Origin of the sequence: Staphylococcus sp. AtDRG32 (assembly GCF_004365845.1) — a bacterium.
Classification (GTDB): domain Bacteria; phylum Bacillota; class Bacilli; order Staphylococcales; family Staphylococcaceae; genus Staphylococcus; species Staphylococcus hominis.
Genome location: NZ_SODE01000004.1, coordinates 1 through 21,065, shown reverse-complemented (window position 1 = coordinate 21,065; position 21,065 = coordinate 1). Strand labels below are relative to the sequence as shown.

At 30.0% G+C, this 21,065-nt stretch carries 19 protein-coding genes and 1 rRNA gene; 18 read left to right on the top strand and 2 right to left on the bottom strand.

The genetic code is table 11. The annotated features are described in order from the left end of the window. The first annotated feature begins 29 nt into the window (after window positions 1–29). From BDW25_RS07065 to BDW25_RS07045, 5 genes are all read left to right on the top strand, one after another. Complete coding sequence (locus tag BDW25_RS07065) at window positions 30–1,043, top strand: zinc-binding alcohol dehydrogenase family protein (RefSeq protein WP_133945259.1); 1,014 nt, start codon at window positions 30–32, stop codon at window positions 1,041–1,043. Window positions 1,044–1,206: 163 nt separating this feature from the next. Continuing rightward, window positions 1,207–2,781, top strand: a complete 1,575-nt coding sequence (locus BDW25_RS07060) for a BCCT family transporter (RefSeq protein ID WP_049432348.1) — start codon at window positions 1,207–1,209, stop codon at window positions 2,779–2,781. 168 nt (window positions 2,782–2,949) lie between these two features. After that, window positions 2,950–3,486: an alkaline shock response membrane anchor protein AmaP gene (gene amaP / locus BDW25_RS07055; protein ID WP_002448415.1), complete on the top strand. Its 537-nt coding sequence runs from the start codon at window positions 2,950–2,952 to the stop codon at window positions 3,484–3,486. A gap of 12 nt (window positions 3,487–3,498) precedes the next feature. Continuing rightward, complete coding sequence (locus tag BDW25_RS07050) at window positions 3,499–3,735, top strand: DUF2273 domain-containing protein (RefSeq protein ID WP_002448488.1); 237 nt, start codon at window positions 3,499–3,501, stop codon at window positions 3,733–3,735. 78 nt (window positions 3,736–3,813) lie between these two features. Then, the gene (locus BDW25_RS07045; RefSeq protein ID WP_002448598.1) at window positions 3,814–4,362 is read left to right on the top strand and encodes an Asp23/Gls24 family envelope stress response protein; all 549 of its coding nucleotides are present in this window, start codon (window positions 3,814–3,816) and stop codon (window positions 4,360–4,362) included. A 111-nt stretch (window positions 4,363–4,473) separates the two neighbouring features. Here BDW25_RS07045 and BDW25_RS07040 read toward each other — a convergent pair whose 3' ends face one another. Then, the gene (locus BDW25_RS07040; RefSeq protein WP_133945257.1) at window positions 4,474–6,417 is read right to left on the bottom strand and encodes an IucA/IucC family protein; all 1,944 of its coding nucleotides are present in this window, start codon (window positions 6,415–6,417) and stop codon (window positions 4,474–4,476) included. 213 nt (window positions 6,418–6,630) lie between these two features. On the opposite strand from BDW25_RS07040, the gene BDW25_RS07035 reads away from it, so the two are divergent. From BDW25_RS07035 to BDW25_RS07010, 6 genes are all read left to right on the top strand, one after another. Further along, entirely contained in the window at window positions 6,631–8,388 is a 1,758-nt protein-coding gene (locus BDW25_RS07035; protein WP_133945255.1) for an IucA/IucC family protein, read from the top strand. Then, window positions 8,389–9,450 carry an alanine racemase gene (locus tag BDW25_RS07030; protein ID WP_133945253.1) on the top strand — a complete coding sequence of 354 codons (1,062 nt, stop codon included), beginning with the start codon at window positions 8,389–8,391 and terminating at the stop codon, window positions 9,448–9,450. Window positions 9,451–9,641: 191 nt separating this feature from the next. Continuing rightward, window positions 9,642–10,640 (top strand): ABC transporter substrate-binding protein, encoded by a 999-nt coding sequence (locus BDW25_RS07025; RefSeq protein ID WP_049417823.1) that lies wholly within the window; start codon window positions 9,642–9,644, stop codon window positions 10,638–10,640. A gap of 12 nt (window positions 10,641–10,652) precedes the next feature. After that, window positions 10,653–11,684 (top strand): FecCD family ABC transporter permease, encoded by a 1,032-nt coding sequence (locus BDW25_RS07020; RefSeq protein ID WP_002455029.1) that lies wholly within the window; start codon window positions 10,653–10,655, stop codon window positions 11,682–11,684. Continuing rightward, entirely contained in the window at window positions 11,681–12,646 is a 966-nt protein-coding gene (locus BDW25_RS07015) for a FecCD family ABC transporter permease (protein WP_107623355.1), read from the top strand. Before BDW25_RS07020 ends, BDW25_RS07015 begins: the two co-directional genes overlap by 4 nt. Before the next feature lie 288 nt (window positions 12,647–12,934). Further along, window positions 12,935–14,251 carry a YjiH family protein gene (locus BDW25_RS07010; protein ID WP_411912927.1) on the top strand — a complete coding sequence of 439 codons (1,317 nt, stop codon included), beginning with the start codon at window positions 12,935–12,937 and terminating at the stop codon, window positions 14,249–14,251. 59 nt (window positions 14,252–14,310) lie between these two features. On the opposite strand, the gene BDW25_RS07005 is transcribed toward BDW25_RS07010, so the two are convergent. Continuing rightward, on the bottom strand, window positions 14,311–14,625 hold the full coding sequence (locus tag BDW25_RS07005; RefSeq protein WP_049432335.1) for a heme oxygenase: 315 nt from the start codon (window positions 14,623–14,625) through the stop codon (window positions 14,311–14,313). Between the two features lie 176 nt (window positions 14,626–14,801). Between BDW25_RS07005 and BDW25_RS07000 the strand changes: the two genes are divergently transcribed. From BDW25_RS07000 to BDW25_RS06970, 7 genes are all read left to right on the top strand, one after another. Then, a complete protein-coding gene (locus BDW25_RS07000) occupies window positions 14,802–15,320 on the top strand; it encodes a metal-dependent hydrolase (RefSeq protein ID WP_133945249.1) in 519 nt (172 codons plus the stop codon). A 105-nt stretch (window positions 15,321–15,425) separates the two neighbouring features. Next, on the top strand, window positions 15,426–16,613 hold the full coding sequence (locus BDW25_RS06995) for a UTP--glucose-1-phosphate uridylyltransferase (RefSeq protein ID WP_133945247.1): 1,188 nt from the start codon (window positions 15,426–15,428) through the stop codon (window positions 16,611–16,613). A 16-nt stretch (window positions 16,614–16,629) separates the two neighbouring features. Beyond that, a complete protein-coding gene (gene trhA / locus BDW25_RS06990; RefSeq protein ID WP_002448539.1) occupies window positions 16,630–17,313 on the top strand; it encodes a PAQR family membrane homeostasis protein TrhA in 684 nt (227 codons plus the stop codon). 187 nt (window positions 17,314–17,500) lie between these two features. Beyond that, a complete protein-coding gene (sdrM, locus tag BDW25_RS06985) occupies window positions 17,501–18,841 on the top strand; it encodes a multidrug efflux MFS transporter SdrM (RefSeq protein WP_002448601.1) in 1,341 nt (446 codons plus the stop codon). A gap of 77 nt (window positions 18,842–18,918) precedes the next feature. Continuing rightward, window positions 18,919–19,386, top strand: a complete 468-nt coding sequence (locus BDW25_RS06980; RefSeq protein WP_002448546.1) for a SepA family multidrug efflux transporter — start codon at window positions 18,919–18,921, stop codon at window positions 19,384–19,386. Between the two features lie 91 nt (window positions 19,387–19,477). Beyond that, the gene (locus tag BDW25_RS06975; RefSeq protein ID WP_002448502.1) at window positions 19,478–20,542 is read left to right on the top strand and encodes an Mrp/NBP35 family ATP-binding protein; all 1,065 of its coding nucleotides are present in this window, start codon (window positions 19,478–19,480) and stop codon (window positions 20,540–20,542) included. Between the two features lie 453 nt (window positions 20,543–20,995). After that, a 16S ribosomal RNA gene (locus BDW25_RS06970) occupies window positions 20,996–21,065 on the top strand; the annotation flags it as partial.

Sequence of the window (21,065 nt, the reverse complement as noted above, 5' to 3'; positions counted from 1 at the left end):
AAAATTCAGTAAAAGGTAGGTATATACTTATGAAAGCTATAGGATTTAAACAACCATTTAAATTAGAAGAAGGAAATGTATTTGAACCATTTGAATTAGATATGCCCCAGCCATCTTCTAGAGAGTTGCTTGTTAAAATACAAAGTATAAGTGTAAATCCGGTTGATACAAAACAACGCCTTACTGAAGTTAAAAATTCTCCGAGAATTTTAGGTTTTGATGCAGTAGGGACGGTTCAAAAAACTGGAACAGAGGTTACAATGTTTAAGGAAGGCGATATTGTATTTTATTCTGGTGCGCCTAATCAACATGGTTCAAATCAGGAATATCAACTTATTGATGAACGATTAGTCGCAAAAGCACCTAAAAATCTTTCGGCAGAACAAGCTGCTAGTCTTCCGTTAACTGGTATTACAGCGTCAGAAACTTTATTTGATGTGTTCAAAATTTCAGAGGATCCAAATCAAAATAAAGGGAAATCATTACTTATTATCAATGGCGCAGGTGGTGTTGGAAGCATTACGACTCAAATTGCTAAGGCATATGGTCTAAAAGTCATTACAACTGCGTCACGTCAAGAAACAATCGATTGGTCAAAAAAGATGGGTGCAGATATCGTACTCAATCATAAAGAAGATTTAAAATCTCAATTAGAACAACAGCACATTGAAGCGGTAGATTTCGTATTTTGCACGTTTGATACAGACATGTATTATGAAACAATGATAGATATAGTGAAACCAAGAGGACATGTTGCTACGATTGTAGCTTTTAAAGGATCACAAGATTTAAATTTATTAAAAACAAAAAGTGTTTCCTTTACACATGAATTTATGTTTACAAGACCTATTTTTCAAACAGAAGACATGATTAAACATCATTATTATTTAGAGGATATTGCTAAAAAAATTGAGAATGGTACGTATCAAAATACAACGACAAAAGTCATCAATGGCTTAACAGCAGAACATTTATATGAAGCACATCAAATATTAGAATCCAATTCAATGATAGGAAAACTTGTTATAAATGTAGAAGAATAGAGAATGATTTAACACCTCTTAGTGTCTATAAATAAGACATTAAGAGGCGTTTTTATTATTTTATAATATATCAATTTGATTAATTATAAAAATTCCAATATATCGTTAGATATAACATGAATAGGGTATAGTATTTCTAACTATCAGAAAGGAGAATAATATAATGCGAAAAAAATCTATAAGCATTGTATTTTGGATTGCATTAGCTATCTGTACATTATTTGTAGTGTATGGAGCGATACTACCCAAGCAATTAGAAGCAATCACGCAAAATATTACATCGTTTATTGCAGTTAATTTTTCTTGGTATTATCTTTTACTAGTTTTAATTATATTTTTTATTTGCGTATACTTATTATTTTCAAGATATGCATCCATTACGTTAGGTGTGGAAGGAGAAGAGCCAGAATTTTCATTACTTTCTTGGTTTGCTATGTTGTTCAGTGCAGGAATGGGAATAGGATTAGTGTTTTGGACTACAGCTGAGCCAGTTAGTCATGCCTATAAAGCAACGCCTATACATAAAATTGGTACACAAGCAGCAATTAATGATGCGTTCCAGTTTGCTTTCTTCCATTGGGGAATTCATGCGTGGGCAGTGTATGGCATTGTTGCATTAGTTTTTGCTTATTTTAATTTTCATAAAGGATATCCAGGTTTAGTAAGCGCAACGCTTGTTCCGATTTTTGGAGAAAAAAGAATGAGAGGACCAATCGGAAGTGCTATAGATGTTTTAGCTGTTATTGCAACGGTTACAGGTGTAGCAGCTACCCTAGGTTTTGGTGCTTTACAAATTAATGAAGGTCTTCACTACTTGTTTAAAGTACCGAGTCATTTCGGCACACAAGTCATTATTATTATTATTGCAACTATTTTATTTAGTTGGTCTGCATGGTCCGGAATTGATAAGGGAATAAAAACTTTAAGTAATATTAATATGATTTTAGCTTTTATTGTATTAATAGGATTATTTCTAGTAGGACCTACTTTATATATTTTAAATACATTTACTAACGGATTAGGAAATTATATTTTTAATTTCTTTAGTATGAGTTTGCGTATTCCAATGGATGGTGGCGCAAAATTTCAATGGGTACAAAACTGGACTATATTTTACTGGGCATGGTGGGTGTCTTGGGCACCATTTGTAGGAATATTCATTGCACGTGTATCACGTGGTAGAACAATTAAAGAATTTATTTTAGGAGTGTTATTTGTTCCAGCTCTTGTATCTTTCTTTTTCTTTGCAGTGTTCGGAGGAGCAGCAGTGTATCTTCAGCATAGTGGAATTGCTAATATTGCTAAAGAAGCAACAGAGACTGCAACATTTGCCACTTTAGAGCATTTTCCATTGGGATTTGTATTAAGTATTGTTAGTTTAATCGTTATTATGATTTTCTTTGTAACTTCTGCAGATTCGGCTACTTATGTTCTTGGAATGTTAAGTAGTAAAGGAAATATTAATCCTAGCTCTTTCGTTAAAGTAAGTTGGGGGATTATTATGGCCTTATTTGCGATGATAATGATTTATACCGGAGGAACACAAGCAATTCAGAACTTATTAATTATTGCAGCACTCCCATTTTCCGTAGTTATTATTCTTATGATATGGTCTTTATTTAAAACGTTGAGTTTAGATCATCCGCGGGTATCAAAGAAAAATGTTTTAATGAAAAAAGATAATTTACAATACAATAAAACGAATAATATAAAAAACGAAAATAATTATGAAAAATAGGTTTTTATTGTGTTAAATTTGGGAATATTTAATCTAGAAGGTAAACTTTAATAAATTTAAAAAAATTAAATAAAAAATTTTAATGTTAACGTTTTAAAAAATTTTTAAAGGGTACTTAAATTTTATAATTAAATAATTTCAACAATGACTAAGGAGGTGTGTTTAGAGGTGCATAGATTTAAAAACTTTATCCTTGGCCTATTAATAGTTGCGATTGTTGGTTTCTTATTGTTTATGTACATAGATGATAGTCGTATTAAGCGTTATCAAGACTATTTCTTACAATTCAATTGGTTCCAACCATTATTAATTGGTTTATCTGCTTTACTCGTATTAATTGGTATTATATTGGTATTTAGCATCTTTAAACCAACATATAGAAAACCAGGTCTTTATAAAGACTATAATGATGGACATATTTATGTATCACGTAAAGCAGTCGAAAAGTCTGCATACGATACATTAACTAAATACGATGAAATCAGACAACCAAACGTGGTTACTAAACTTTACAATAAGAAAAACAATTCTTACATTGACATTAAAGCTGATTTCTTAGTGCCTAATGATGTGCAAGTAAAATCATTAACTGAGAGCATTAGATCTGACATTAAACATAATGTTGAGCATTTTACTGAAATGCCTGTTAGAAAATTAGAAATTAATGTTAGAGATCAAAAATCTGCCGGACAACGCGTACTATAAGGGAGGGATAACATGGCTGATAATAATCAAAATAGTCAAGATTCTACTCAACAAATTATCGACTTCCTAAAGTCGTATAAATGGCGAATTATAGGTTTCTTTGCATTCTTAATTATTGCAATCTTATTCCTGACTTTAGGGTTCTGGAAAACAATTTTAATTATTGTTTTATGTTTAATCGGAATTGGCGTTGGGTATATGAAAGACCGTACACAAGATTTCATGAACTTCTTAAATCGATGGAGTTAACATTCATTATTTAAGAATTCATATAAATTAAAAAATTAAGTATTAAAAATTAAATTTTATTTAAAAAGGAGAATTCACATGGCTGTAGATAATAACAAAGCTAAACAAGCATATAATAACCAAACTGGAGTAAATGAAAAAGAAAGAGAAGAACGTCAAGAACAAGCACAACAATACAGAGAAGAACGTCAAAATAATCAACAACATTTTGAAAATAAATTAACGTTCTCTGATGAAGTTATCGAAAAAATTGCTGGTATCGCTGCTCGTGAAGTAAGAGGTATCTTAGATATGAAAGGCGGATTCACTGACAGTATTTCTAGCGCATTCTCAAGCGGTAACAACGTAACACAAGGTGTTTCTGTTGAAGTTGGTGAAAAACAAGCGGCTGTAGACTTAAAAGTCATCTTAGAATACGGTGAATCAGCTCCAAAAATCTTCCGTAAAGTAACTGACTTAGTTAAAGAACAAGTTAAATACATTACTGGTTTAGATGTTGTTGAAGTTAACATGCAAGTTGATGACGTAATGACTAAAAAAGAATGGGCACAAAAAAACCAAAAAAATAACAACAACAATAACAATAATAACAACAATAATAATTTCGAAAGATCAGATTTACAATAAGTTTATTGAAAAAAGACCTTGGAATGTTCCAAGGTCTTTTTTATAGTTAATATCATTTTTTAACAAGAGACGGAATAACATTCAATTTTAATGTTATTCCGCTTCTTAATTTTAATGTAGTGGATTATTAACTTTAATATAAGTGTAATGATGTGCTTCATCTTCTAAACGCATAGTGGTTACACACTTATAATCAATTGTTGCAGCAAATAAAGTATGAGTAATCTTTTGTATACGTCCTGTATCAACGTCAGTCAACTTAGCTAATATATCTTGAATAATATGACTGATATGATGCCACATTATTTTTTCAAAATCCATATTTTCTACTTTTTCAGTAATTGTTAATATTAATTCAGCTAGATGATTTTGAACAGTTGAATAGAATACTTTATTAAAAACAGATGTAGTGGATTGAGTAAGAATTCTAGATTTCTTATGGAAATGTGATGTTTTATACCCCATTTTGTTTAATTGAGTTTCATCAATACGTAATCCTTCGAAATCTCGAATATAGATTTTACTTAAACTACCGTCTTGATTAAATGTAGCAATAGAATTTTGTAAATGTGCCTCTAGCGCGATTCCATATTTTACATATAGTGGCATAACTATTCCTAATAATTGAGTCGCATAATCTTGAATCCATGCATAAGCCGCTTTTTCAAATGACTTAAATTGACGTGTAAGTTGATATCGTTTTATTAAGCTTTCAATTGGCGGTTCAGTATTGTTTGGATAATAAGCAACCAGACTAGAAGGTATGACAGGTATTGTATCTTCTTCGATTAATGTATAAATATTTTCTCTAAATAATGTTCCCAGTTGTTCACTACGTTCAGTTTGGATTGTTGAATGATCTTTAGAATTATAAAAATGAATGCCAGCAATTTCATCTAATGTTTCTATGCGATAAGGTTGAAAATCAGGGTCGTTTTTTAAAATATCATTCACAATTTTAGTAACTAAAGGTCCATTATGCGTTGTTTGTTCAGAAAGCGTCCGTATTTCTCCAGTAATATGAACATTTGTAGAAAGTTTAATATGCGGGAATAGTTTAGGATATTTTGGCATTAATGTTCTGAATGATAAGCCAGCATAATAAGGTAAGGTCATATCAATAGGAATAATAAGTTGTTCATCTAGTTCTTGTTGATATTGACTAAGTAAAATATGTTCGAATTGCCAAGGATGGACCACCATTAAATGATAATCTTCAATTCTTATATTATTATAGTTATTTAAAAGGTGAGTAAATAATTTATGAAAAGATTGGTGAAGTATATCATTATAGGTTGAAGATAAAGATTGAACATTTGCTATACTATTATGTATGAATACACATTTTAATTGGATTTCTTGACCGTATTCTGAACTATAATGAATATTCTCTTTAGCACTCATCCCTTTACGAAGCTTTGCGCCTGGATGAAGGGGATGACCTTCTATAACTGATTGTTCCGAACGTAAATAACTATCGTCACTTTTTGCAATCAATTCCCATAAGGATTCGTAGTTTGAATGCATATGTTTAGCTTGATAACTTAGTGCCAGAATCATATTAGCAGCACTATTATTTAAATCTTCTCTAAATTGTTCACTAGCAGCGTTATCAAGCTTTGGCGCTTCAGCTAAAATTAAATCTAGAATATCATTTGGATGTTGGATTCTTTCATATTCGTGATTACGATGTTTTAAGATATAAAAGGGGCCTTCCACATCTACCCGGTCGAAGGCATATCTACCTTTTATTTGACTGTAAATATCGATATTTGATTTTGGAAAATGAATACATAATACGTCTTTATCTTTAGAAAACATAGAGACGGTTAATTTGGTAGGTCTAATAATCTGACTATTATCTTTAGCGTGTATTAAGTTTTCACGATATAAAGATGTAATAAGACGTTGAGAAATTTTATCTCTACCTATTAAAATATATTGTTTAAAATGATCGATTAAATCAGGATAAAATTCATTTAAATATGTATAAACATCATATTCTTCATTAGTAAGTTGTAAGTTATGATTATTAATGGTTGTATTTTGATTCATATAACACCTCATCCACATTCTACAAAATTATAAATAGTTTGTATAATATCTAACTCTAAAATTAAACCTTTTTAAAAGATAGTTTAAATTTAAGACACAATATTTTAATAAATTCTAAGTTCATGTCATTGCTAGTACCCTTAATTAAATTTATAATTATTAAACTAGTTAAACTTAATTATGAAAACGAATGATAAGGCGGAGGATTTAAAAATGTTAAACGAGTGGAAGCATGCAGATAGAAATATGCAATACAGAGTGTTAAATGCTCTAATAAAGGAAAATATATGGACTCATTCAACTACCATTTTTAAAGAAAATCATTATATAACGATTGAGTTCGAACAAGTGCTTCTAAACGTTCATTATAAATACGAAAGTGCATTATCTCGATATGAATTTGATGGGCCGATAATATATATAAATCATCAACATAAAGAATCAGTGGATAGTCTAGAAAAACTATTAGACATACTAGTAACAGACTTTCATATTGATATACCATTCCATTTAAAAAGTGAACTTATTCATAGCAGAGATAGTTTCATTGAAGTATATAAAGCATTCGATACACGTCATGAGTATCTTCAAAGACATGATAAATATATAAATGCCTCAGAACGTTTAAATTTTTTTACTTGGCTAGAAAAGTTGAAAAAAGATAATGATATAGATGACGTACTATATTCTGAAAGCTTAATATTTGAAGGTCATCCTACACATCCACTTACTAAAACAAAATTACCTTTATCATTGGAAGAAGTGAGAACCTATTCGCCAGAATTTGAAAAGATTATTAATTTGAAAGTGATGCTAATACATAATGAGTATGTAAATGTTACAACCATTCTTGATCATTCTCAGTTCATTTTAAATGAGGTTATTCCTGAATATATTGACGAATTACATACATTCATGAATGATAGAGAACGTTTGCTTAAAGACTATAAAGTCATTTTAGTTCACCCATGGCAATATGAACATACTATTCGTAATAAATATAAGGAGTGGCTACAAGATTATATTTTGATATCTACTCCATTTCAGGTTCCATCTAAAGCAACATCTTCTTTTAGAACAATGTCGCTAATCAATCATCCTTATCATGTGAAATTACCAGTCAATGTTCAAGCTACTAGTGCAGTTAGAACAGTGTCCCCAGAAACAACAATTGATGGACCCAAATTAAGTCAAGCATTACATCGTGAATTAAATCAGTATACACAATTAGATGTTGCACTTGAGCCCTATGGTTTATTTGCTAAAACAGACAGTGACGATGCTAGACAACTTGCTTGTATTATTCGTGAAAAACCTTTTACAAAAGATGATGGTATTTTATTAGTTACAGGTGCATTAGTAAATAAAAATGTAGTAGATAATGAAATCACAGTAGATAGTTACCTTAAATGGATTAATGATGACATTAATCAACATACCATTCGTCAGTTTATGCGAAATTATACTCGTCAGCTGGTAACACCTTTATTAGCTTTAATACAAGATTATGGTATAGCTTTAGAAGCACATATGCAAAATACACTAGTGCATTTAGGACCAAAGTATCAAATACAATTTATAGTGCGAGATCTCGGTGGCTCTCGAATAGATATTAAAACACTAAGTCAAAAATTAAAGCATATAGAAGTGGAAAATAAAAGTTTACTTGCAGACTCAATTGAAGAAGTCATTATGAAATTTCAACACGCAGTCGTTCAAAATCAACTGGCAGAATTAATTTTTCATTTTAAAAAGTATGACTTTATAAAAGAAGAAGAACTTTTTAATATAATTCAAGAAGAAATAGAAGTAGCAATTAATGATACTAAGCCTCATGCAGATACATTAAGAAAAGTTTTATTTGGACCTACAATTACAGTAAAAGCATTGTTGAAAATGAGAATGAAAAAGAAAGTGAAAAAATATCTGAATATTAGTTTAGATAATCCAATAAAAAGAGAGGTGAATTAAGTGTCTCGTATTGTAATCAATTTATCAAGGATTGAATATAATGCACATGTATTAAAAATATTGTTTGATAGTAAAAATATAGCTATTATACCTGTGATAAAAAGTATTGCTGGAGATGAACATATCATTAAACGATTAATGAAAGTAGGATTTAACTACTTTGCAGAATCTCGACTAGAAAATATACCTCAGCAATTTACAAAAGATTGTCAATTTTTACTTTTGAGATCTCCTTTAAAGCGTCAGTATGAAGATTTAATTAAAAAGAGTTACATAAGTATTCAAACAGAGATGGTAACAATACGACAGTTAAATCATATTGCAACTGAAATGAGTCATGAACATCAAGTTATATTGATGGTTGATTGGAAAGATCAACGTGAAGGTGTATTACCTTGTCATATGGTTGAATATATTAATGAAATAAAACGAATGAATAATATAAAACTTATAGGTCTTGCATTTAATTTCATGTGTTTTAAATCTAAAGCCCCAACATTAAATGATATCGACAAAATAAATCAATTTGTTCACCATGTACAATACAAGACAGGGGTATCATTTGAAGTTATTTCTGGAGGTAACTCAAGTATGCTTCCATTGTTAAAACAATATGATTTAGGATGTATTAATGAGTTGAGAATAGGAGAAACATTATTTCGTGGTGTGGATACAACTACTAATGAAAATATACCTGAGTTATTTCAAAATGCAATATTACTTGAAGCGGAAATTATTGAAATTAAACCTAGGTATACAAAGACAAAAGAAAGTTACTTACAAGCTATTGTAGATGTGGGATATATTGATACTGTGATTGAAAAAATAAAACCACTCAATCATCGAATAGAAATTATGGGTGCTTCAAGTGATCATTTAATGATAGATTTAAAAGAAGAAATTAACTACAAAGTAGGTGATTGCATACTATTTTCATTAGAATACGAAGCGCTATCACAACTAATGTATCATCAGAGAATGGAAAAGTATTATAGTGAAGAACTTGCTATTTCTCAACGTATTAACAATTTGAATCAATCAAAACATACCAACAATATATAATTCATTATATAGAATCTGAGACAACAATAGTGTCTCAGATTTTTTTATGCGTTAGCTGTCAACGTTTTCGGGATGAGACAACGAATTCAAAATGAATTCTGTGTCAATTCCTATTTTTTATTTTTATTGACAATGATAATCGTTATCACTAAAATAAGAATATACATCAATACATATTAAGGAGTGTCATCATGAAAAGAACAACAATTTTTGGAATCATTTCAATATTATTGACTTTAATATTAATAACTGCATGTGGAAAGGTAAGTAACAATGGTTCAAAATCATCTAATCACACATCATCTTCTAAAGATACTATTGAAATTAAGCATGATTTAGGTACAACTAAGGTATCAAAAGGTGCTAAGAGAATAGTAGCTTTAGAATTCTCATTTGTTGATGCATTAGCAGCTTTGAATGTTAAGCCTGTAGGAATAGCAGATGATAATAAAAAGAATAGAATGATTAAACCGTTAAGAGATAAAATTGGAAATTATACATCTGTTGGTACGCGTAAACAACCAAATTTAGAAGAAATAAGTAAATTAAAACCTGATTTAATTATTGCCGACAGTAATCGACATAAAGGAATTTATAAGGAATTAAGTAAAATTGCTCCAACAATAGAATTAAAAAGCTTTGACGGCGACTATAATGAAAATATCGAAGCGTTTAAAGTTATAGCTAAATCTCTCAATAAAGAGAAACAAGGTGACAAACGTTTAGACGAACATAAGAAAAAAATAGTTCAATATAAACAAGAGATTCAATTTGATAAAAATGAAAAGGTACTTCCAGCTGTAGCTTCTAAGTCTGGATTACTAGCGCATCCAAGCGAATCTTATGTGGGACAGTTATTAGGTGAATTAGGTTTTAAAGAAGCATTAAATAAAGATGTGACGAAAGGATTAAGTAAATATTTACAAGGACCTTATTTACAACTCAATTCAGAAACATTATCTGAAATCAATCCAGAACGCATGTTTATTATGACAAATGGTGCAAGTTCTAATGAATCTTCTTATCAAGAATTGAAAAAAGATCCTATTTGGAACAAACTTGATGCAGTTAAAAATCATAAAATAGATGTGGTTGATCGTGATACATGGGCCCGCGCACGTGGTTTAATCTCTTCAGAAGAAATGGCTAAAGAAATCGTAGAAATTTCAAAAAAAGACAGAAATAAATAGGGTGGATTGACAATGGCTATACAAAAAAGTAATCGTCTTTCTACTAATAAAAGGTCAATCAAGAAGCGTATGACACTCACCTTTTCAGTGAGTGTTTGCCTTCTTTTTATTTTTGCTTATCTTAATTTAGCCACTGGAACTTTAAATATTCAAACTAAAGATATGTATCATTACTTTTTTACTTCAATTGAAAACAAGCAGACGTTTATCATTCAAAATGTTAGAATGCCAAGGATGATTGTTGGCATACTTGTGGGAGGAGCCTTAGCTCTAGCTGGTTTACTCATGCAATCTATAACTAGAAATCCATTAGCATCTCCGCAAATATTTGGGGTAAATGCGGGTGCTTCATTTATTATCGTATTAGTGACAGTATTAATGCCTACGATGGGAAACTATGCAACCTATTTAGCGTTTATTGGGGCATTTATTGGTGGGTTAACTGTGTATTTATTATCTGGTTCTACGAAAAAAATAACACCAGTGAAATTAGCTTTAGCAGGAATGGCAGTACATTTGTTTTTTAGTAGTCTTACACAAGGTATTATTTTACTTAATGAAGATTCTAATTCTACTGTTATGTTTTGGTTAGTTGGCTCTTTAAATGGAATGAAATGGAAAGATGTAATGATAATTTGTCCTTGGATTCTTATGGGACTTATCATACTAATTGGATTTGCAAGACAACTTACAATAATGGAATTAGGTGATACACTAGCCAAAAGTTTAGGTCAAAAAACTGAAGTGATAAGAATCATTATCGGATTACTTGTTATTATATTTGCTGGGACATCTGTTTCTATTGTAGGACCTATTGGATTTATAGGATTAATCGTGCCACATATAGTAAAACGTTATGCACCGCATAATTACTTCATTTTAATTCCGTTAACATTTATAGTTGGCGCAAATTTATTGTTATTATCTGATACATTGAGTCGTTTAATTACATATCCTTATGAATCACCAGTTGGAATTGTTACTTCATTTATAGGAGCATTTTATTTCTTATTTATTACTTTAAGGAGAGTGAAACGAATATGACACACCACTCATTAGCTATTCGTTATGCACTTGTCGTTACTATATTAATCATAAGTATATTTATTAGCTTATGCGTCGGCGCAACAATGTATCATCCCATTAAAGTAATAAATAGTTTATTGATACAAGATGATTTTATTCTAAATGAATATCGTATACCTAGAACACTTTTAGGATTAATAGTAGGAAGTAGTTTAGCTATTTCAGGAACAATCATACAAGGGGTAGTAAAAAATCCTCTCGCTTCTCCAGATGTTATTGGAATGACTAAAGGTGCGAGTTTAGCAGCGATTATTATTATTATGGTTTTTCCTAATGCTCCTTTAATCATTTTACCTATAGGTTCATTTGTTGGTGCACTAATAATCAGTTTAATTTTATCTTTTTTAATATCTCAATTTAATATTAAAGGGTCTACCTTGGCATTAATTGGCTTAGCAATTGGTGCTATATGTACAGCAATTGTACAATTTTTACTAATACGAAATCCCATGGATGCAAATAATGCGCTTATATGGTTAACAGGTAGTCTCTATGGTCATACGATAGAAAATGTATATTCAATTTTACCTTGGTTTATTATTACGATTCCAATCGTCATTGCTTTAAGTCATCAACTCGATATCTTAAACCTAGGAGATTCAATAGCGATAGCATTAGGTACACGAATAAAACGTATTAAAATGATATTGTTGATTTTATCAGTGATGTTAGCAGGAGCATCTATTTCAATAGTTGGAGGAATCAGTTTTCTTGGATTAATTGCGCCACACATAGCTCGAAAAATTGTCGGATATCGTCATGTTCACGTAGTGATGATGTCTGGTTTAATTGGAGCAATCCTTATTTTATTTAGTGATGGATTAGCAAGAGGTATTCATCCACCACTTGATATACCAGTAGGCGTAGTTATTGCCATTGTTGGTGTTCCATACTTTTTATTGTTACTTAGAAGAATTTAAATATTAAAAGAGTGAGATCGTATTCACAGTGAATGCTATCTCACATTTTTTTTGTGAAATTTTAAACTTTTGTATATTGCAAGTTATTTGAAAATAAGATATAGTAAAGTACATATTATTTATAAAAATACATATAAAGTTATATTTATATAATTAATAGATGTTAATTTCGATGAAAATACAAAATGAATGAATAAATACAATTACCTATATAAATAGAAAGAAGGGTGAATATTGGAGAATTATAACAAACAGGAGAAAATAAAAGGAAGAATAAAATTTATATCGATGTCAATCATTGGTATTATGTTATTTTTAATACCCATTCCAATTGTACAAGGTGGGGAGAAACAAACGACATTACCAGTGGCATTTTTGGCAAATTGGTTAAAAGATTTATTAGGACCTGCAATGTCAATTCTCATTATTACAATCATTACGTTATCGACTATTTTGACTATTTTATTTTCAACAATTTTAAAGAATAAAGTAAAACCAGGTGGTCTTATCGCGAATGCATTTCAAGTTGGCCCAGTGTGGATGATATTAAGAGTACTTGCAGTTGTATTTGTCTGGATGACTTATTTTAAAATTGGAAGTAAAGTGATCTATTCAGAAGATACGGGCGGATTAGTATTTAATGATTTATTACCTACATTAGTAGCAGTATTCCTTTTTGCTGCCTTATTTTTACCTTTATTAATGGAATACGGTTTATTAGAATTTTTAGGACCATTGTTTAGACCAATCATGAGACCATTATTTACTTTACCAGGACGATCAGCAGTTGATAATTTAGCCTCATTTATAGGAGATGGAACAGTAGGCGTGCTTATTACAAGTCGTCAATATGAAAAAGGTATTTATTCAAAAAGAGAATCAATAGTCATTTCTACAACTTTTAGTGTTGTATCAATCACGTTTGCTATTGTTATTGCTCAAACTATTGGATTACAACAAAAGTTTTTTGTATTTTATTTAACAGTGATCGTTTCTTGCTTAGTTGCAGCGATAATCATGCCAAGAATATGGCCACTAAATCAAATTCCCGATGATTTTACGAAAGAAGTATCTGAAAGTACACGACTTGAAAAACTTCCAGAAGGAAAAACTGCATTAGCTCATGGTTTTGATGAAGCTACAATTGTAGGGCTAAAAGCACCAGGAGTTAAAGAATTTTTTAAAACGGGAATTAAAACGGTGATTGATATGTGGTTTGTTATTTTACCAGTAGTTATGAGTATAGGGACTATTGCCACGATAATAGCAAATTATACGCCAGTATTTGAAATCATAGGAAAACCATTTATTCCTATATTACAATTACTTCAAATTCCTGAAGCTGCAAAAGCGTCTGAAACTTTACTTATTGGTTTTGCAGACATGTTTTTACCTTCTATCTTAATAGCGACGGTACACAGTGAATTGACACGATTTGTGATTGGTGCTTTAAGTATATCTCAATTAATTTATCTATCTGAAGTGGGCGGTGTGATTTTAGGTTCTAAAATCCCGGTCAGTCTCGGAAAATTATTTATGATATTTTTAATCAGAACTGCAATCACATTACCAATTATTGCTTTAATGGCACATTTATTACTATAAAAAAAGAAGCAGGGTAAGGATTGATGAATGCAATTCCAATTCCTTCCTGCTTCTTTTTTCTATTCTAAAGTTGATAGTACGTTTGCTTTTACAATTTCACTTGTTACTACTGGTGAATCTTCTGTTGAAGATTTTCCAGTATTTTTATGCGCTTCTTTAAACGCATCACTTTGGGTCCAAGCTTTGAAGTTTTCTTCACTATCCCACCATGTATTAACATACATATTTTCAGTATCATTAGTATTATCAATTTGCCAAACTTCAATTTTTCTGAAACCTTCTAGTTGTTCAATCTTACCACCTTTAGTGAAACGTGGTGCCATTTTTTCAGCAAATCCTTTTTTTACAGTAATACGATTTGTAACAACAAACATAGTCAGACCTCCTTACTTATTTATTTTAATAATATACAAATTCAAAGATATATCAAATAAAATACTTGTAATAAATAAGAAAAATAAACGTTTAAAGAAAGGTATCTATATACCGAAAATATGTTCGTATTTTAAGGCTATTTATGTTAATATATTTTTAATAAAGGAGAAGATAAATGACAGGAAAAACGCATGTAGCTGCTGGTTTGCTTGTAGGAGCAATAACAGTTGACCATTATCATACAGATCTATTTTCTACTGTAACAGTAATTTGTTTAGCAATATCAGGAAGTTTACTTCCAGATATTTGTCATACAAGAAGTAAGGTTGGAAGACAATTTAAAATTCTTAGTTTGCTCGTTAGTACTATCTTCGGACATCGAACATTTACGCATTCATTGTTATTTTTAGGTATGATAGGTTTTTTACTTATTTTAATTCAAACTCCGACTTATTATTTAGTTACTATTATCGGTGCAATGGCTTCTCATGTTATACTAGATATGTTGACACCTAGAGGGGTAAAGTTACTTTATCCAATACCTTTATCGATTAAGTTTCCTTTTACTTTCAAAACTGGTGGTTTTTTAGATGCATCTTTATCAACAGCTTTTAGTATTGGAGCAATATACATAATATTTCAAGAGTTTATAAATGAAATCTTGAAATATGTGAGCCATTCATTGTCCGGATGATATCAATGAATATGATGGATCATCTTTCTTGTCTTAATATCAAATTTATAATTAATATGATAAATATATTTGAATGACACGAACTATCTATAAGGAGAGTTAGTAATGCTAGATCAAAGTAAATTAGAAAAATACAATCAAGAACATTTAATTGAATATGAGAAAATGATGAGTAGTAATGAAAAAGAACAATTAGATGAAAAAGTGAACTCATTAGATTTAGAATTTATTCAAGAACTTTATCAAAGTTTATATGTTAATCGTAAAACAATTACAGATGTTACTGCAGTTTCTGAAGTTGATTATAAAATTAAGGAAGCATTCACGGAGCAAGATCGTGAATATTATGAACATAAAGGAATAGAAGCAATAAGAAATGGAGAATTTGCTGTTGTTCTTATGGCTGGTGGTCAGGGCACACGTTTAGGTTATAAGGGACCTAAAGGTTCTTTTGAAATTGAAGGTATAAGCTTATTTGAACTTCAAGCAAGACAACTATTGCATCTAAAAAATGAAACAGGACATTGTATTAATTGGTATATTATGACTAGTGATATTAATCATGAGGAAACATTACGTTATTTTGAAAACCATGATTATTTTGGTTATAACCCAGAACGTATTCACTTTTTTAAACAAGACAACATTGTGGCTCTAAGTGAAAATGGTAGACTTATTTTTAATGAAAAAGGCTATATTATGGAAACACCTAATGGTAATGGCGGGATATTTAAATCGCTAGAACATTATGGTTATTTAGATAAAATGGAGAAAGATGGCGTAAAGTTCATTTTCTTAAATAATATTGATAATGTGTTAGTAAAGGTTCTTGATCCTGTATTTGTAGGGTTTACAGTAGTAAATGATAAAGATATCACATCTAAATCTATTCAACCTAAAAAGGGTGAAAGTGTCGGACGATTAGTTAGTAAAGATAATAAAGATACTGTACTTGAATACTCAGAACTTGATGGAAATGTAGCGAATACATTTGATAATGCAAATATTGGCATTCACGCATTTAAGTTATCGTTTATAAATCAAGTGGTAAATAATGATTTACCATATCATTTAGCCATTAAAAAATTGAAACAACTGGATGATGACTTTGGTTTAATTGAAAAAACATCTTTAAAATTTGAACTATTTTATTTTGATATTTTCCGATATGCGAATAGCTTTATTACATTACAAGTTCCAAGAAAAGAAGAATTTTCACCTTTGAAAAATAAAGAGGGAAAAGACAGTGTAGAAACTGCAACTGATGATTTAAAACGAATGAATGTAATTTAAAGGATGGTGGAATACGATGTCTAAATCATCTCAGCATACAAAAGATAATGTAATTGAATCATTTAAAGACATCATTCCACTATCTTTTGGCGAGGAAATTGGTAATGCAACTTCACATGGTGTTGCTGCACTAATGACTTTATTTTTACTGCCTTATGTAGCAGTACATAGTTATAATGAGTATGGAACACTAAGTTCTATTAGTGTTTCTATCTTTGTTATTAGTATTTTCATGATGTTTATTTCTTCTACTGTATATCATTCAATGAAAAATAATACATCGCATAAGTATATATTAAGAATTATTGACCATAGTATGATATATGTAGCAATTTCTGGAACGTATACACCTGTCTTACTAACAGTTGTTGGAGGTTGGTTAGGATGGCTGGTCTTTTTGTTATTATGGGGAACAACAATATGGGGTATTCTATATAAGTCAATTTCAACTCATGTAAATCCCAAATTAAGCTTAATCGTATACTTAGTTATGGGATGGGTTGGCATTATATTTTTACCTGTGATTATTATTAGAACATCTTGGTTATTTATTTTATTTATCGTATTAGGTGGTCTTTCTTATACCATTGGAGCATGGTTTTATGCACAAAAAAACCGTCCATATTTTCATATGATATGGCATATTTTTATTGTTATCGCATCACTCTTTCATTTTATAGGAATCGTATATTTTATGTAGACCTAGCTGAAAGGTTATATCATTGAGAATAACTTAGTTTATTAAGTGCTTATTTAGAAACAGGACTATGAATTCAAAAAGAATTCTACCCTGTTTTTTCTTTTTTTAATAATACATTAAAGTTGTTTACGAATATAATTAAGAATATTCTATATTATGAACTTTTTAAATACATAGGAGGGCAAAGATGAAATTAAAATCAATAGGTATTGTAGTGACTTTGGTTTTAACAATGTTTATGGCAGCAATTGAAAGTTCAATTATTTCACTAGCATTGCCTACCATTCGTAAAGATTTGAATGCTGGTACAGCAGTGCCATTAGTCTTTACCGTTTATTTTATAGCACTTGTTGTAGCAAATCCTATTGTGGGTGAACTTCTCACAAGATTTAAGATTCTATATATAACTGTAGTCGGCATACTATTATTTGGTATTGGAAGTTTTATGTCAGGTATGAGTGAAACGTTTACAATGTTAATTATTTCAAGAGTCATACAGGGACTTGGCGCAGGAGTTATGATGTCTTTGACTCAAATTGTACCAAAACTAGCATTTGAAATTCCGCTTCGTTACAAAATAATGGGCATCGTTGGAAGTGTCTGGGGAATTTCAAGTATTCTTGGACCGTTATTAGGTGGTGGAATATTAGAAGTTGCAACATGGCATTGGTTGTTTTATATCAACATACCCATAGCATTGATAGCTATTGTTTTAGCTTTTCTTACTTTTCATTTTCCAGAAGAAGCGGAAGTACAACACATACACTTTGATGCAAAAGGATTATCTTTGTTTTATATATTTATCGGACTTCTTATGTTTAGTTTATTAAATAAAACAGGTGTTACTTTTAATATTATTGCATTTATACTAGCAATAGTTATATTATTCGTTTTATTCAAATATGAAAATAAAAAAAATATGCCTTTTTTACCAATAAGTGAATTTAATAAATCAATTTCACTGGTATTTATAACTGATTTACTTATAGCAATATGTCTAATGGGGTATAACTTATATATACCTGTTTATTTACAAGATTATTTAAAATTATCTCCAATACAAAGTGGATTAGTTATATTTCCACTTTCTGTTGCATGGTTAGCTTTAAACTTCAATTTAGCTAAGGTAGAATCAAAATTTTCAAGAAAAAAATTATATATCGGAGCTTTCATATCATTAATTTTAAGTAATATGATTTTAGTATTTGGACTTCATATTCCTCTTATTATTGCGGGAGCTGTGATTCTTGCAGGATTGAGTTTTGGTTTCGTTTATACTAAAGACAGTGTAATTGTGCAAGAAGAAACAAGTCCTAAATATATGAAAAAAATGATGTCATTCTATGCATTAACTAAAAATTTAGGATCATCTATAGGATCTACATTGATGGGGTCATTATATGCACTTCAATTTGGTTTATTAGGAGGTAACTTTTATAATATATTAACTGTAATCACAATTGTTGCGCTTATATTAATTTTAATGTGGGTATTTTTATTTAAAGAGAATAAAGAAAGTATAAAATAATAATTTTAAGTTACTATATATAAATGATAAAGTATCATTATAAAGTATTATTGATGAAAAGAGGAGGAAAGAGAGGAATGAAATTTTCTAATCAAAAATTTAACGGTATCTTTCCGGCTCTTCTTATTCTTATTATTTTTATTCTATCAGGTTGTATATTTTTAATATTTTTAGGATTTGGGTTATTTGGATTAAGTCGAATTCTTATTTTTTTAAAATTAGGATTTTTTACATACAATAGGGATTTATTCAGCAATTTAGTATATTACGGTAGCTATATAGTATTTGGATACTTTTTGCTATTTGCTATTGAGCATTTAATGGATTACTTTAGAAAACAATTACCTAATAATCCATATTTTAATGGAACACTATTTCATTTAATTTCATATGTAATTACGACTATCCTATTCTATTTTGTTATTCATATTCATTACGTATATATTAAAATTGAATTTTGGGTTATTGCATTAATTATTGGAATACTATATTTATGTAAAATGATTTTTTATCCAGATAGCGAAGACTTGAATGATAAGAAGTAGATATAAGTTATAAATTCTTGATAAATTCAGCACAGATTGTAAGTAAATTTGTTAAAATATGAATATAAAGAAACTTAAGGGGGATAATGAGTTGTTAACGGTAGAACAAGTGGAAAAAATAGTGGGAAACTTAAAAGATCCAATTATTAATGTGCCTTTAAAAGAAACAAAGGGAATTGTAGAAGTAAAAATAAAAGAAGAAATTCAACATGTAAGTGTTAAAGTTGCTATGGCTCAATTAGGTGGACAACCACAGCTTGATTTGCAAATGTCAGTGGTTAAAGCTTTAAAAGAAAATGGTGCAAATACAGTGGGCATTCGTTTTGAGGAACTACCTGCTGAAGTTGTGGAAAAATATACAGGAAAAGAAAAAGAAAAACCTAAGACAATTGAGGGATTATTGTCACAGAATAATCCAGTGGAGTTTATTGCAATTGCTTCTGGTAAAGGGGGAGTAGGAAAATCAACTATAGCCGTAAACTTAGCAGTAGCATTAGCAAGAGAAGGTAAAAGAGTAGGACTCATAGATGCTGACATTTATGGTTTTAGTGTTCCAGATATGATGGGTATAGATGAAAAGCCTGGTGTTCAAGGAAAAGAGATTATTCCTGTAGAACGTCATGGTGTTAAAGTGATTTCAATGGCATTTTTCGTTGAAGAAAATGCACCAGTTATTTGGCGTGGTCCTATGTTAGGAAAAATGTTGACGAATTTCTTTGTTGAAGTTAAATGGGGAGAGTTAGATTACTTATTACTTGATTTACCTCCTGGAACAGGGGATGTAGCTCTTGACGTTCATTCAATGTTACCAAGTAGTAAAGAAATAATAGTAACCACACCACATCCAACAGCAGCATTTGTAGCAGCAAGAGCTGGAGCTATGGCTAAGCATACAGAGCATTCTATTTTAGGTGTTATTGAAAATATGAGTTATTTCGAAAGTAAAGAAACTGGAAAAAAAGAGTATGTATTTGGTAAAGGTGGAGGACGTAAACTTGCGGACGAGCTAAATACCCAATTGTTAGGAGAACTACCTCTTGAACAACCTTCTTGGAATCCTAATGACTTTTCACCATCTATTTATCAAGAAGAAGATCGATTAGGAAAAATCTATAAAACAATTGCGCAAAAAGTAATTGCTGCAACAATAAAATAATAAATAAAAATTAGTGTAAAAGTGTTCGAAAAAAAATATCATTTCGAGCGCTTTTTCTATTGCAAAATATAAAAATTCTGATAGAATATTTTTTTGTGAGCAAGTTAAAAGAATTGCTTAAAACAAAAATAAAATTATTAAAATAATTTGTTGACACTAAATGAATTGTTTGATAAGATATAAAAGTCGTTCTCAAGAAATGTTAATACATTTTAAAAAATGTAAATTCGGTGTAAAATTTACCATTGCGAAATCTTGGAAAACGATATAAAATATTAAAAGTAATCAAAATTAGTTATTGACTTTCGAAATTGAAATTGATACAATTTGATAGATTACATTTTAAATGAACATTGAAAACTGAATGACAATATGTCAACGTTAATTCCAATAAAGTAACTTAAATGTTACAAACACTATTTAGTATGATGAGCTAATCAAACATCATAAATTTTTATGGAGAGTTTGATCCTGGCTCAGGATGAACGCTGGCGGCGTGCCTAATACATGCAAGTCGAGCGAA